This is a genomic window from Providencia sp. PROV269 (genome assembly GCF_028477785.1).
Classification (GTDB): domain Bacteria; phylum Pseudomonadota; class Gammaproteobacteria; order Enterobacterales; family Enterobacteriaceae; genus Providencia; species Providencia rettgeri.
The window spans coordinates 226,397-239,780 of sequence record NZ_JAMPLV010000005.1 but is presented as its reverse complement, the minus strand read 5'-3'; the positions used below and the strand labels follow the sequence as shown (position 1 = coordinate 239,780).

At 41.1% G+C, this 13,384-nt stretch carries 12 protein-coding genes; all 12 read left to right on the top strand.

All coding sequences use genetic code 11. From position 1 onward, the window contains the following. Positions 1 to 7: 7 nt before the first annotated feature. A complete protein-coding gene (locus tag PR683_RS09075) occupies positions 8 to 571 on the top strand; it encodes a fimbrial protein (protein ID WP_004907651.1) in 564 nt (187 codons plus the stop codon). Positions 572 to 581: 10 nt separating this feature from the next. After that, the gene (locus PR683_RS09070) at positions 582 to 2,252 is read left to right on the top strand and encodes an O-antigen ligase family protein (RefSeq protein WP_110731618.1); all 1,671 of its coding nucleotides are present in this window, start codon (positions 582 to 584) and stop codon (positions 2,250 to 2,252) included. Between the two features lie 110 nt (positions 2,253 to 2,362). After that, positions 2,363 to 2,560 carry a DUF4762 family protein gene (locus tag PR683_RS09065; RefSeq protein WP_004907658.1) on the top strand — a complete coding sequence of 66 codons (198 nt, stop codon included), beginning with the start codon at positions 2,363 to 2,365 and terminating at the stop codon, positions 2,558 to 2,560. A 79-nt stretch (positions 2,561 to 2,639) separates the two neighbouring features. Then, positions 2,640 to 3,326 carry a thiol:disulfide interchange protein DsbA/DsbL gene (locus PR683_RS09060; RefSeq protein ID WP_231136532.1) on the top strand — a complete coding sequence of 229 codons (687 nt, stop codon included), beginning with the start codon at positions 2,640 to 2,642 and terminating at the stop codon, positions 3,324 to 3,326. Further along, on the top strand, positions 3,323 to 4,279 hold the full coding sequence (locus PR683_RS09055; RefSeq protein ID WP_110731620.1) for an ABC transporter: 957 nt from the start codon (positions 3,323 to 3,325) through the stop codon (positions 4,277 to 4,279). Before PR683_RS09060 ends, PR683_RS09055 begins: the two co-directional genes overlap by 4 nt. 6 nt (positions 4,280 to 4,285) lie before the next feature. Next, a complete protein-coding gene (locus PR683_RS09050) occupies positions 4,286 to 6,490 on the top strand; it encodes a peptidase domain-containing ABC transporter (RefSeq protein ID WP_109912779.1) in 2,205 nt (734 codons plus the stop codon). Further along, entirely contained in the window at positions 6,487 to 7,668 is a 1,182-nt protein-coding gene (locus PR683_RS09045) for an efflux RND transporter periplasmic adaptor subunit (RefSeq protein WP_272581753.1), read from the top strand. The genes PR683_RS09050 and PR683_RS09045 overlap by 4 nt, the downstream gene beginning before the upstream one ends. Further along, entirely contained in the window at positions 7,668 to 9,641 is a 1,974-nt protein-coding gene (locus tag PR683_RS09040) for an ABC transporter permease (protein WP_109912778.1), read from the top strand. The genes PR683_RS09045 and PR683_RS09040 overlap by 1 nt, the downstream gene beginning before the upstream one ends. 2 nt (positions 9,642 to 9,643) lie before the next feature. Continuing rightward, on the top strand, positions 9,644 to 11,056 hold the full coding sequence (locus PR683_RS09035; protein ID WP_210850695.1) for an efflux transporter outer membrane subunit: 1,413 nt from the start codon (positions 9,644 to 9,646) through the stop codon (positions 11,054 to 11,056). Then, the gene (locus tag PR683_RS09030; RefSeq protein WP_109912777.1) at positions 11,053 to 12,306 is read left to right on the top strand and encodes a beta-ketoacyl-[acyl-carrier-protein] synthase family protein; all 1,254 of its coding nucleotides are present in this window, start codon (positions 11,053 to 11,055) and stop codon (positions 12,304 to 12,306) included. Before PR683_RS09035 ends, PR683_RS09030 begins: the two co-directional genes overlap by 4 nt. Next, complete coding sequence (locus tag PR683_RS09025) at positions 12,303 to 13,112, top strand: MaoC family dehydratase (protein WP_109912776.1); 810 nt, start codon at positions 12,303 to 12,305, stop codon at positions 13,110 to 13,112. The genes PR683_RS09030 and PR683_RS09025 overlap by 4 nt, the downstream gene beginning before the upstream one ends. A gap of 19 nt (positions 13,113 to 13,131) precedes the next feature. Then, entirely contained in the window at positions 13,132 to 13,383 is a 252-nt protein-coding gene (locus PR683_RS09020; protein ID WP_004907686.1) for an acyl carrier protein, read from the top strand. Position 13,384: the final 1 nt, after the last annotated feature.

Genomic DNA, 13,384 nt, shown 5'->3' with positions numbered 1-13,384 from the left:
GCCGATCATGCGAAATAATAATCAGATAAAGCGTAATAAATATTTATTGTCGATTGGCTTATATTTACTAATCTCAGGGTCGGTGAGTGCAAGTGTGATCCCGAGTAATATGGGAAGCTATTCATTCAGAGGCATGGTTGTTGCTACGCCATGTCAGATAGCGCCGGGAAGTGAGAAGGTCCCTGTTGATTTTCAACAAATTTCGGTTAAAGACCTTTATAAAGAAGGTAAGTCGAAACCTTTAATTTTCTCAATCCATTTAACGAATTGTAATACGACCATATTTAAATCGGTGACAGTGACTTTTAATGGAATTGAAAATAAAAATCTTCCTGACCATCTTGCGATTAGTGACCAAAGTGAGGCAAGCGGAATCGGTATTGGGTTATTAAACTTAAATGAAACACCCATAGAATTGAATACGCCATCATTAGCGCAAAATTTGGCAAAAAATGATACGGAAATTCAATTCAAGGCTTATGTCGAAGCTGAGCCAGAAGCGAGAATTAACGAAACGATTACCTATGGGAATTTTTATAGCACTGCATACTATACATTAAATTATCAATAACGAATGAAACATGATGTTTGCAATCAAAATTAAAGATAATAAAAAAGAAAGTTATCCATGGGTACTTTTAGTTTTTGTCGTTATATTTTTTGGCATTATATTGCATATTTATCTGCCGAATATGGGCGGAACAGGTTTGTCATTGCCATTCAATATAATTAGTGGTTTTTTTATTGCTTTTTTTATTGTGATGATTAGTATTACACAAATTAAAAATTTAACCTTATACTATTCTAAGTCGAGTAATTATATTACGATTGGGTTAGTCTTATTATTAGGCTTGTGTTTTTTTGCGCCAGAAAATTACCAGCTTAATGCGTACTTGACTGCGTATTGGTTATTGGGGGCGTTGTTTTTTTATCAAGCTTTATTGCAAATAAATATTTCAGAAACTGTATTGAAAATAATTGTTTGCAGTGTATTATTTGCTGCTATTATTGAGAGTCTATATTCAATAGCACAGGTTTTTAATTTTTTTCCGATATCAGGGGATAGGCCATATGGTGTATTCCAACAAGTTAATGTTCTTTCTAGTTTTATTTGTGTTGGTATTGCCAGTGCAATAGGCATGTTTATTTTAATGAGAACTGTCACACGGTATGCGTTTGCCATTATCATTGTGAGTCTCATTTTAATGAGCATGGTATTGCCATTGTCCCAATCATTAACTGGATATTTAAATTTATTATTAATTGTTATTGTTTTTTATTTTTTCGCAAAGTATCATCGTCAATATATTGTTTACTCTTTAATAGCGATTGTTATCGGTCTTATTATTGGTTATGGAATAAAAGTTAGTTTTAATATTTCTGACTTTTCTGAAAGTAAATTACAAACATCACATATTAGATGGGTGCTATGGCAACATAGTTTATATTTATTTAGCGAAAATATTTTATTTGGCTCTGGGGTTGGTAGTTTTGAATCTGTATTTTTAGAGCGTTTTGGTGGTGGTTTGCTAGGAACCAGTGAAAAGGTTATTTCACATCCACACAATGAGATATTGCGTTGGATGGTTGAAGGTGGGTTAGTTGGTATTGCGGCAATATTGTTAGTTATTATTGGTGGTGTGCATCTACTTTGTTCTTCATTAAAAAATAAAAATAACAATTATGTTTTTTTAGTTATTGCGTTACCAATTGTTTTTCATATGATGACAGAGTTTCCATTGTGGCTATCCATACCTCATGGTGTGGTATTGATATTGTTAATACGTTGTGCCGATGTTCCAACTAAAAAATATTCATTGAATAAGTTTGTAGGGTATTTTTCGAAAACAATTATTGCGTTAGGTGGTTTGTTATCCATGGGGTTATTGTATTTTACTTTGCAAACACAGCAATATTTAACATATATAGAAAAAACAGGACAGCAGTATCTTCTTTCAATGAATGAGCCTGATTATAGTGAATGGAAATACTATTTAATCGATGATCGTTACAAATTAGATCTTAATATGGGGTATTTATTACGCTATAACGAGACACAAAACCCTTATTATTTGAATTTATTTTCATCTTGGGCAGAAAACTATTCGCGTTCTTGCCCAGATCTTAATGTTTATTTTTCTTGGATCCTTGTTTTAAATGAATTAGGTGAGAAAGAGAAAACAAAAAGCGTCAAAGAAAAAGCGATTTTTTTATTTGATAATAATGAGAAATTAGAAGGATTGAATTTTTAATTATTCATGCGGTAATTCGTGTGTTAATTAAAAATATAAAGGATTTATTGGTGTTAATTATCAATAAATAGGGCGTTTTATTAATTAAAATCTATATTAAAGGAAATAACATGAAAAAGTTAAATGCTATCGAAGCTGCTGCTGTAGTTGGTGGAACAAAACAAGTTTGTACTAATTCTTACGAGAGCATCACTGTTGGTGGTGTTAAATCTTGCCAATTAGTGACCACTTGTACTGATAAGCACGGTAATAAAACATACAAAGCAAAAGCTGTTGGTGCATCAAACTGTGATGTAACAGCTCCATAGTATTAAATTTGATTTTTATTAATTGATACATGGGGAGCTATCCCCATGTATTTTTCGTACCGGAATGGAATTAACTGTTATGAATACTCGTTTTAAACCAATAACTATTACACTTTATACTCTATTTGTTATTATCGCTTCTTCACTCATGACGGTTTTGTTCTATCATATTTTTGTTTTTAACACTTTCTCAAATGATGATGCACAAAGCTCTTCTTTTATTGAATTTAATAGTGAACAAGTTTTATTGAGTCCAATAAAAGAAAATAACAGTATCATAGAAGTCCTTTCTTATGGTTGCCATTATTGTGCCGTAAATCATGATAATGTCAGTCAATTCGAAAAAACACTCCCTGAGAACGTCAATTTTAAAGTCGTGCATTTAGCCATGGATAATAATATGGGGCTTGCTGCCTATGCGCCTATTTTTGCGACATTGGAAGAGATGGGGGTGGAATCTCAATACCGTCAGGATCTTTATACCGCAGTTATCAATGATAAGCTTGATTTAGCTAATAAAGATGTCTTAAACCAATGGTTAAAACAGCACAATGTTGATTCAACCCAATACCTAAAAACCAGTGAGAGCCAAGCGGTTCAAGAACGCCTGAAAAACATGCTTGAAATTAGCAAGTTTTATCAAATTACTGGAACACCTGCATTTATTATCAATAAACGCTATGTCGTCTATCAAGACCGTGATTTTGCAGACTTTACTGCTTATATGCTTGAGTTATTAGACAAAAGCAATAAGGAGTTACGGTGATCCGGTTTTGCATTGTCTGGACGGTATTTACAGTGAAAAACTGTTTGATGCCGTTTAAAAAAGGATATCAAAAACTTAATCATAGTGGACTTGCCTTTTTACGGTTGTTATTGCGCCGAGGCTATATCACATCGGTATTATTTGTCTCCAATTTATTATGTCGCGTCGGCTTATTAGGTCGTCAATATCGTAATCGGAATAAAGTCGCCACGGAAAACTTTCGTAGTTTAATGGAAACGAAAGGGCATATTGATATGAGCTGGATAGCTGTTCGACGCTTCATTTTGGAAGAGGCAGCCACATGGGGACAAAACCAAAAAATCATGGCGCAAGTTCGAGTTTGTACCCTTGAACTTGATAGCGTCGTTGCGCCTTTGCACCAACAAAATAACCCCGTTGTACTTGCTCCATTGCATATGGTTTCTGATGTTTTAGCTACCATGGTTGGCGCGGGGGTGACTCCAGGCAATGCGACGGTGGTGGTTTCGTCGAGTGCAGAACAGCAGAAGTATAACGCCTCGGCACGTGAGTTAGGGCAGGTGAATTTATCGTATTGTTCTATTCATCAAGGGAATAAAGTATTAGCTAGCCAGTTAATGACTGCGATGACAGAAGCGGCGACAGGGCAAAAGAATATAATTGTTTTTCCTGATATCACCCCTGATTACACGGTTCAAACAGAAGAAGGGGCGTCGAGCAAATTATCGTGCCATTTATTTAACCGTGCAGCAAAGCTGCACAATGGTGTAGTGCGTTTATCCAGTGCGATTTCGGCACAGGTGGTTTTTTATCATCTGTACTACCAAAACGGTTTAAAAATCAAGGTTTATCCGCCTGTTGCAGCAAAAGATGTTGCAACTCAAATGCCCGCCATCATTGAAAATGCGGTTCGTCATTATCCCAATGATTGGCTTTTATGGCATAGCCATTCACTTTATTTTATTAGCCATTAAATAATAATGAAAAATATTATTCCAAATTTTGTTTCTCAAGAAGAAACCAATGAATGTGGCTTAGCATGTATTGCGATGTTAGCACAAACTCAAGGTCTCAATGTTTCTCTTGAAACGCTGCGAGAGGTGTATCCAGCATCGGATCATGGAACTTCTTTGATTGACCTTTCGTCCATTTTAGCTAATTACGGTGTTGCGACGACACCAGTGCTATTTGAGCACCAAGAGCTCAATAGCTTACCACTTCCCGCTATTTTACATTACGGAGCAAGCCATTTTGTACTGCTTGCTTATCGCAAAGGAAATAACGTGTGCGTGATGAACCCTGCAATTGGGCAGCAGTGGTTACCTTTCTCTGCATTAAAAGCGGAAATCAGCGGTTACGCATTAATTTTAGAACCAGATACTGCGCTGGAAAAAATTGAATCACTCGCACCAGAAGACAGAAATGATGGGACTACAGGGAAAAAAGCCCCTCATGCAATGAGTCTGAAAGAAACCTCAGAAATTCGTGGTGTTTATTGGTTGATGATATTCGCTTTTTTGGTTTCTTTAACGCTATTTTTAATGCCAGCAATGGTGAGCAATGCGATCAACCAAGCTTTTTCCGACGCTAAAAATGCCATTTTCCCTTACGGCTGGTTCATTGTTGCCTTTGTGGTTGCAACACTGTTAGCACTCGGCGTGAGAATACTAAGCGAGCGTTTCGTAAAACACTTTGTGTTGATTAAAAGCGGGGTGGGTTTTTCACGTTTATTGAGTAATCCATTGCGCTTTTTTGAAAAACGCGCCCCCGGGGATGTGTTTAGCCGTTTTGTTGCTTGGCAGGGGGCATTAACCGAAAAAATCGAGCTGGATAACGGGCTACGAACGGATTGGGTTATTTGTGCGATAGCATTAGGTACCATGTTTTGGATTGCGCCCGTATTAGCAGCTATTTCAGCTGCGGGTGTTACCGTGATGGGCTTAATTAGTGTATGGGCGATTATTCGTGATCGGTGGTATACCCAACAGTTACAGTTAAAATCAGCAGAATTAAATGACTTTTTTATGGAGACGCTGCAGGGCATTCTGACCATAAAAACAGCAGGGATAGAAAATCAGCGTAAGGCGCAATTTGCATGGTTAAGCCGTGAATTGTTTACCTGTATGCAACGCAGAAATGTGTATCAACAAATTAAAGATGGCATCTATCAATTAACCGGTAGTTTGGAGATGGTCATTTTTATGTTAGTGGTTTTACCCATGGTGGCCAATGAGTTAATTTCTTTGGGGGATTTCTTTGCTTATAGTTTCTTGCGTCAAATTTTCACCAATTATGTGACGCGTATTTTTTATGCGATTATCCATAAGTCGCAACTGCATATTATTGATACACGTGCCCATTCTTTATTCCCTAAGAAAAGTGAGCAGGACACCGCGCCATTCCACGAAAAACAAGCCGCAGTGCTAGGAAAAGCCCCTCACTTATCTTTCAATGGGATTCATTTCAGTTATGACCCTGCGAAACCGATTTTAAATAATGTGTCATTAGACTTACCTTCAGGTACGCAGGTTGCCATTGTTGGGGAGTCAGGAGCAGGAAAAAGCACATTATTACGGACAATCGCGGGTTTATTCAGTCCACAGCAAGGAGTATGCGAGTCCAACGGTGAGGTTGTCAGTGTGCAGCAGCTTACGCAATTGGTTTGCTTGCAAAGCCAAGAAGATATTTTATTTAATGCGACCGTCTTAGATAACATCACGCTATTTGACCCTAACTTCCGCGAAAAAGATAAAAAAAGAGTCGAAGTGTTGCTTGATAAACTGGCTCTCGGTGCAGTGATTAATCAATTACCTGGTGGGGTTAATGCGTTAATAAGAGAAAGCCATGCGGCGCTGTCACTTGGGCAACGTCAACGTTTGTTATTGGCTCGTTCGTTATACAGTGCCCGTCCTATTTTGTTATTGGATGAGCCCACCGCCAATTTGGATGAAGAAACGGCGAAAATAGTCATGGCGACCATTCAGTCACATTGCCAGAAAACAGGTAAGACATTGATTGTTGTCACTCACAGTGAAGAGCTGGCGGCTAATTTCGATGCACTTTACCGAATAGTTGATGGGAAATTAAGTCTTGAGAACAGCCCTAATAAAGCCCCTTGTGTGACAACAGGTACGCCTCAACCTGAACCTTCTTTGTTAGCGGCAATGGAAGGAACTCCCTCATGACCTCTCGCCACGTAGCACCAAAATTGGGTTTAACGACTCAACGATTACGCATTTTAGGTGGGTTGGTAGCACTACTTGTGCTGATCGTGGTGATCGGCCGTTTTGTTTGGCAATCACCCGCGCCAGCGTTGCATGAAAACGTAATTTTATCGGTGGAACGTGGCGATATTGAAAAAGTTGTCATGGTCACGGGGACATTAAAGCCCTCAATGCAAGTTAACGTAGGGGCTCAGGTTAACGGGCAAATCAAAAAACTGTATGTAAAACAAGGCGACAAAGTAGTTAAAGGGGAATTGTTGGCAGAAATCGACCCAACTATCCAGCAGTCTGAGCTCAAAAATGCAACCGCTCGGTTATCCAGTGCTCAGGCGCAAAAACGGGCTGCAGAAGCGACATTAATACAGTATATCAAAGCCTATCGGCGCCAAGTGGTGATGCAGAGAGATGGCTCTGGTATTCGCAGTGAATATGAACAAGCACAAGCCCAATATGAGGCGCAATTACAGCAGGTTAATGTCAATGAGGCGTTAATCACGCAATCAGAAATGGACGTGCAAACTGCACAAGCTAACCTCAATTTTACACGGATCATCGCGCCGATTAGTGGCGAAGTACTGGGTATTGTGGCGAACGAAGGGCAAACCATCGTTTCTTCACAGACAGCACCGACCATTTTAGTGCTGGCGAACCTAGATAAAATGCAGGTTCAGACACGAATTTCGGAAGCGGATATTCAAAAAATTCGCCCAGGTCAACCCCTCACATTCTATGTGATTGCGGACCCTGAAACGCACTACGAAAGTACCATGGGGTATGTTCAACCCATTCCTCCCGAAGCGCTTGATGAAAATAACAATAATTCTGGGGGGCAACAGAACAGTGCAATTTATTACAATGGAACATTTGAGGTCGATAACGCCGATCGTGCATTAAAGACATCAATGACAGCTCAAGTATTTATTCGTGTTGCACAAGCGAAAGATGCGTTACGACTCCCCGTTAGCGCACTGGGGCGAGCGGTAGGTGCAAACCAATATGAAGTGACCGTGATCAACAATGAAAAACCGGAAATTCGCACTATCAAAGTGGGGATTAATGATCGCCATTTCGTCGAAGTACTTGAGGGGATTAGCGAGAGTGAACACGTTGTTATTCAATCAGATAATGTGGCGAGTTAATGATGGCGACGACACGAAATGTATCTTTTACCCGCCCTCTGATTGAACTTCATCATGTTTACCGTGAGTTTTCAGCAGGTACGCAAACTATTCCTGTTTTGAATGATATTTCGCTATCAATTAACCAAGGAGAAATGGTCGCTATCATTGGCGCATCAGGTTCAGGTAAATCGACTCTGATGAATATCATTGGTTGTTTAGATAAGCCTTCTCAAGGAGAAGTGTTTATCAATGGGATTGCGGTTCATGAGGTGAACAGTGACCAACTGGCGGAATTACGTAGCCAATATCTTGGATTTATTTTTCAACGTTATCACCTGATGCCCTACCTGACTGCAGAGGAAAATATTGCTATCCCTGCTTTGTATACGGCAATGCCAGAAGATGAGCGGAGCGCACGAGTTGCTTTATTAGCAGAAAAGTTAGGGTTACAAACACGCTTGGATCACAAACCTTATCAGCTATCTGGTGGGCAACAGCAGCGTGTTAGTGTTTGTCGCGCCTTGGTCAATGGTGCACAAATAATTCTTGCAGATGAACCTACAGGGGCATTAGATAGCGCCAGTGGCCATGCATTGATGGATATTTTACATCAGCTTCATCTCGATGGGCACACTGTTGTGATTGTGACCCACGACCAAAATATCGCTCAGCAAACTCAGCGAATTATTGAAATTAGTGATGGAAAAATTGTTTCTGATAAGCAGAACCAAGCACAGACAGACACAAAACAACGGCACCAGCTTCCTTCTGTTGAAGATAATGGCCGTGCATCGGTGTGGCGCAATATTATTGAGTCCATTCGTATGGCATGGCGGGCCTTACTCGGTCATCGTATGCGTGCATTTTTGTCGATGTTGGGAATTATCATTGGTATTTCTTCTGTGGTGTCATCAATGGCCGTGGGGGAAGGTGCAAGACGCTCCATCATGGATGAAATCGGGAAGCTTGGTAGCACGACACTGGAAATTCGCCCCGGTACTGGGTGGGGGGCAAAGCGGCCTGATATGGAGCGTGCGTTATCGTTAAATGATGTTAAAAGCCTAAAGCAACTGCCATGGATTGAGTCTGTTTCTCCCGTCGCGAGTAGCATGACGATGGTCGTTAATAAAGGCTTGGATAACTCCATCATGCTTAATGGTGTTTCAGAAGAGTATTTTGCGGCACAAGGGTTTCAGCTTTTACATGGCAGTTTATTCAGTACGCTCGATATGGCTGACAGTGAGCCCGTTATTGTATTGGATGAAGGAAGCCGAGAAGTACTTTTTCAGCCAGAAGAAGAACCGTTAGGGCAAATTGTGCAGATTGGCCATTCACCATGGCGAATTATTGGTATTGCCCGTAAACCGGGGCCCAAAATGTCGAGTGGCTTTGTTATGGGATGGGTACCTTACTCATCGTTACAGCAACGTGTGGTCGGGGACAAACCTATTGAGTTTATTTCACTGCGCTTCCCTGAAAGCTTAACCTCTCAGCAAGCTGAATTACAGGTTGAGCGTTTGTTATTACGCGAACATGGTAAAAAGGACTTTTTTATTCAGTCGGATGACCAACTCGCCAATGCATTACAAAAAACATCCGATTCTATGTCATTACTGATCACTTCGATTGCCGCTATTTCCTTATTGGTTGGCGGCGTTGGGGTGATGAATATCATGTTGGTTTCTGTAACGGAACGAACTCATGAAATCGGGATCCGCCTTTCCGTCGGTGCGCGTCCTCAAGATATTATGAACCAATTTCTGATAGAAGCTGTGATGATTTGCTCGCTTGGCGGCTTAATTGGTATTGTCGGTTCATGGTTAACGGGGTGGATTTTCTCTTATTTCACCACTGAATTTACGATGGTGTTTACTCTGTTCCCTGTTTTATTAGCGTGCGGTTTCTCTGCTTTAATTGGTTTGGTTTTTGGTTATTTTCCTGCCCGTCGAGCTGCCAAACTCAACCCAACGGAGGCATTGGCACGCGAATGAATATCAAATCACTTTATATTATTTCTGCTTTATTTTTGCTTAATGGCTGCGGCAGTTTTACGCGTACCGAATACCAACGCCCTGAACTCACATTGCCTCAGAAGTGGGATGATAAAATACGCCAATCTGGTGCGAATGACGTGATTACGTCAGTGCAGGGGGGGAATGTTGCTGGAAATTGGTGGGATAAGTTTAAAGATCCTCAACTATCCCAACTGATCAATCAGGTACTAGAAAATAATAATGACTTAGCTACCGCGGCAATTAAATTAAAGCTTGCGCGAAGTACTGCTGGGTTAGCAAATACCAATATAACCCCGGATTTCTCCCTTGGCGGCTCAGCAAGTAATACGAAATCCATTCGCCATGGCACTTCCCCTCAAGAAAGCTATAGCTCAAACCTAACCTTAAATTATGAAATCGATTTATGGGGAAAACTGGCACGTATTCGTGAAAAGAATGAGTGGGAAGCTATAGCAACCGAACAGGATTACCATGCAACAGCATTAGTGGTTATTAATACGACAGCACAATTATATTGGAATATTGCGCTGTTAAATCAACAGATTGATAACCTGATAGCAAGCCAAAAGATTGCAGAAAAAAGTCAGCAGCAAATTAAGTCATGGTATTTGGCAGGAAAAGTTAGCCAGCTGGATTTTTTACAATCACAGCAAACGGTGATTAGTCGAAAAAATGAATTGCGACGACTCATTAAAGAGCGTGATAGTTCCCGTAATGCATTAGCACTATTGTTAAACCGCCCTGCAGAGCAACATGTGCGTGAGCTTAGCGCACTTAATCGAAATCAACGGATTGAAATTCTTAACGCGACACCGTTGGCCGTATTAGCACAGCGGCCGGATATTCAAGCCGCCGAGTCACGTTTACGTTCCGCGCTTGCTGATTCTGACGCTGCTAAATTGAGCTTCTACCCGACACTGTCTTTGCAAGGTGCGCTTAATGCGGGTAGCCAGCTGTTTTCTCAATGGTTTAGTGACCCGACACGGGTTGTTGGGGGTTCGATTTCTTTGCCATTTATTCAGTGGAACACAGTGAAATTGACCATTGAACAATCCGACTTACAAGTGCAACAAGCTGCGGTGGCATTTCGTAGTGCGGCTTATACCGCCTTGTCAGAAGTCGATAATGCGATGGAGGCCCGTTTTGCCGCGGATGAAATTCGTCAGCAATTGCAGCAGTCATTATCACTTAGCCAGCAGCGACTAAAACTAACCAACAGCCGTTACAGAGCCGGTGCTGTGGATTATCAAACACTGCTTAATGCGCAAGATGACCTTTTAACTATTGAGAACTCATTAGCGCAAAATCAATACGATTATCTTTATGCAACGCTACAACTTTGGCTAGCACAAGGTGGCGGTAGCGCTCGACAGGAGGACAACCCATTATGAACCAAAAATCTCACTTTAAACGCGTTGTTGTCACAGGCTATGGGGCTGTCACTCCTCTGGGTGATACGGCTTCGGCATGTTGGCAAGCAATTATGGATAAAAAGCTCGGTTATCGTTACGTTGATAAAACCGCGCAAAATATCCACAGTCATTTTTTAGGGCTTATTGATAATGAACCTAGCTTAAAAGGGGTTCCCGCGGCTATTCGTCGTCGTTTACCACGCCATACGCGTTTAGCCTTGGGGGCAGCGCGGGAAGCCATGGATATGGCCTTCGCAGGCACGCCATTAACTGATTTTTATGACCCACTGATGTGCGGTGTCATTATGGGAACGGGATGGGCAGGGCTTGATGAAAGTTATATGTCAGTAAGTGAATTTGAAGCGACAGGGATGACCTCGCCTTTCAACTGTTTTTATGCAATGCCAAATGTGACAACGGCGGCTTGCAGCCAGTTTTGGAATTTGCGTGGATATCAAAATACCACCATCGCGGCTTGTGCGACAGGCACTATTGCGATTGGTGATGCTTTTGAAGCGATTCGTCATGGACGAGCCGATATGATGCTCGCTGGTGCAGGGGAGTCCTTGCGGACAGATTGTGCTGTATGGAATATCGATGTTCTTGGTGCTTTAACACGTGAAGCGGAAGACCCGACTCGTGCCAGTTGCCCATTTAGCGCAGATCGCAGTGGTTTTGTCCTTTCTGAAGGTGCGGCCGTGTTGTGTTTAGAAGAGCGTGAGAGCGCTATTTCTCGTGGCGCCACCATTTTGGGCGAGATTACAGGGTATGCGAATTTTTCTGATGCCTTTGATTTTACATCACCAGCAGAAGATTGTGTTGCCCGAGTGAAAACCATTGAAATGGCTTTACAACAAGCGGGAGCTGCTCCTGAATCTCTCGATTATATCAATGCCCATGGAACCTCAACGGCTCTTAATGACTTAAATGAAACAGAATCATTGAAAAAGGCATTAGGTGCGGCAGCTTACCAAGTCCCAATATCCAGTACGAAATCCTATACGGGACATTTAATTGCCGCTGCTGGCAGCTTTGAAACCATTATTTGCTTGCAAGCGATGGCGCATGGTGTGATGCCTGCAACTGCGAACTTGCACCACTCGGACCCGCAATGTGACCTCGATTATATCCCTAATGAACACCGCATTGGTGAAGTTAAGCGTGCATTAAACCTAAGTTTTGGTTTTGGTGGGGCAAATGCGGCACTGATTTTAGAGAAAGCGTCATGAGGACTTTACGCTATACCCTTGAGGATGCAAAACAGTGGGCCTCATTTTCTGGTGATGATAACCCGATTCATTTCGACCTTGAATGGGTCAAAGCAAAGGGTGGAGATCAACTGAGTGTGCATGGCATGCGTGCATTACTCGATGTGAAACAATTCGCGAGTGAATCATTAAATCATCCATTATTGGCTTCAAAAGAGGTTACCGCCCCTGAGTTTATCAAATGTGTTGTGCGACTGCGTAATCCCCTGTGGAACGATAAAGATTATCAATTAGTTGCACGAAATAAAGCGGGGTCTGTAGCTTTACTTTCTTCTGATACACAACAAAATTGCTTAACTTGCCAATTGTCGAACAGTCCTCCACCTGTATTACATGAAATCGCCAATGAGATAACGATTTCGGCCGCAGAGATGGTGAAATTGCAGTCAATATTTTCTCAGTTTTCCAACGAAATGTATGAATGGCAGTTTATTGACGCAGTTTTGTTCTGGTACTTAATTCATGATAGCTCGTTATTTGAACAACAAGAGATCGCACAATGGCTGCCGGTCGGCTCAACATTGAAAGATATTTTTTGCCGTTATCCTATCGTACAAACCCATCAAGAGGTGGTGTTTGACCGTGAACTTCTGACTAAATGGGTTCCTATCACCTCTCCTGAGCCTATTTACCTACGTATTTTGCCGGCCTTAGTGATCGCCGATAGTGAGAGTGGTCGATTAGTGAGTATTAGTATCGCTGCTCGTTACAGAGAAAAAATAATAAATAATTCAATAACATTGAAAGTTAATTCAATAACTCAATAAGAATGCAAGGATAAAACAAATGAGCCAATATCAAGAAATTTATACCAAAATTAGTGACATGATCTGTGACGCAAAAGATTTAGAAGCAGAAGAGCTGAATGCGGAGATGACTTTAGTCCAGTTAGAGTTCGATAGCTTAGATTATGTTGAACTTATGGTGCTGGTTAAACGTGACTTTAATGTTGCTTTAGATGCGGAATTTTTCCTAGAACATCCAGAAATTTCGGTGAAAGCGTTGTGTGAACATATTGATAAGGAGTCGAAATCTTAAA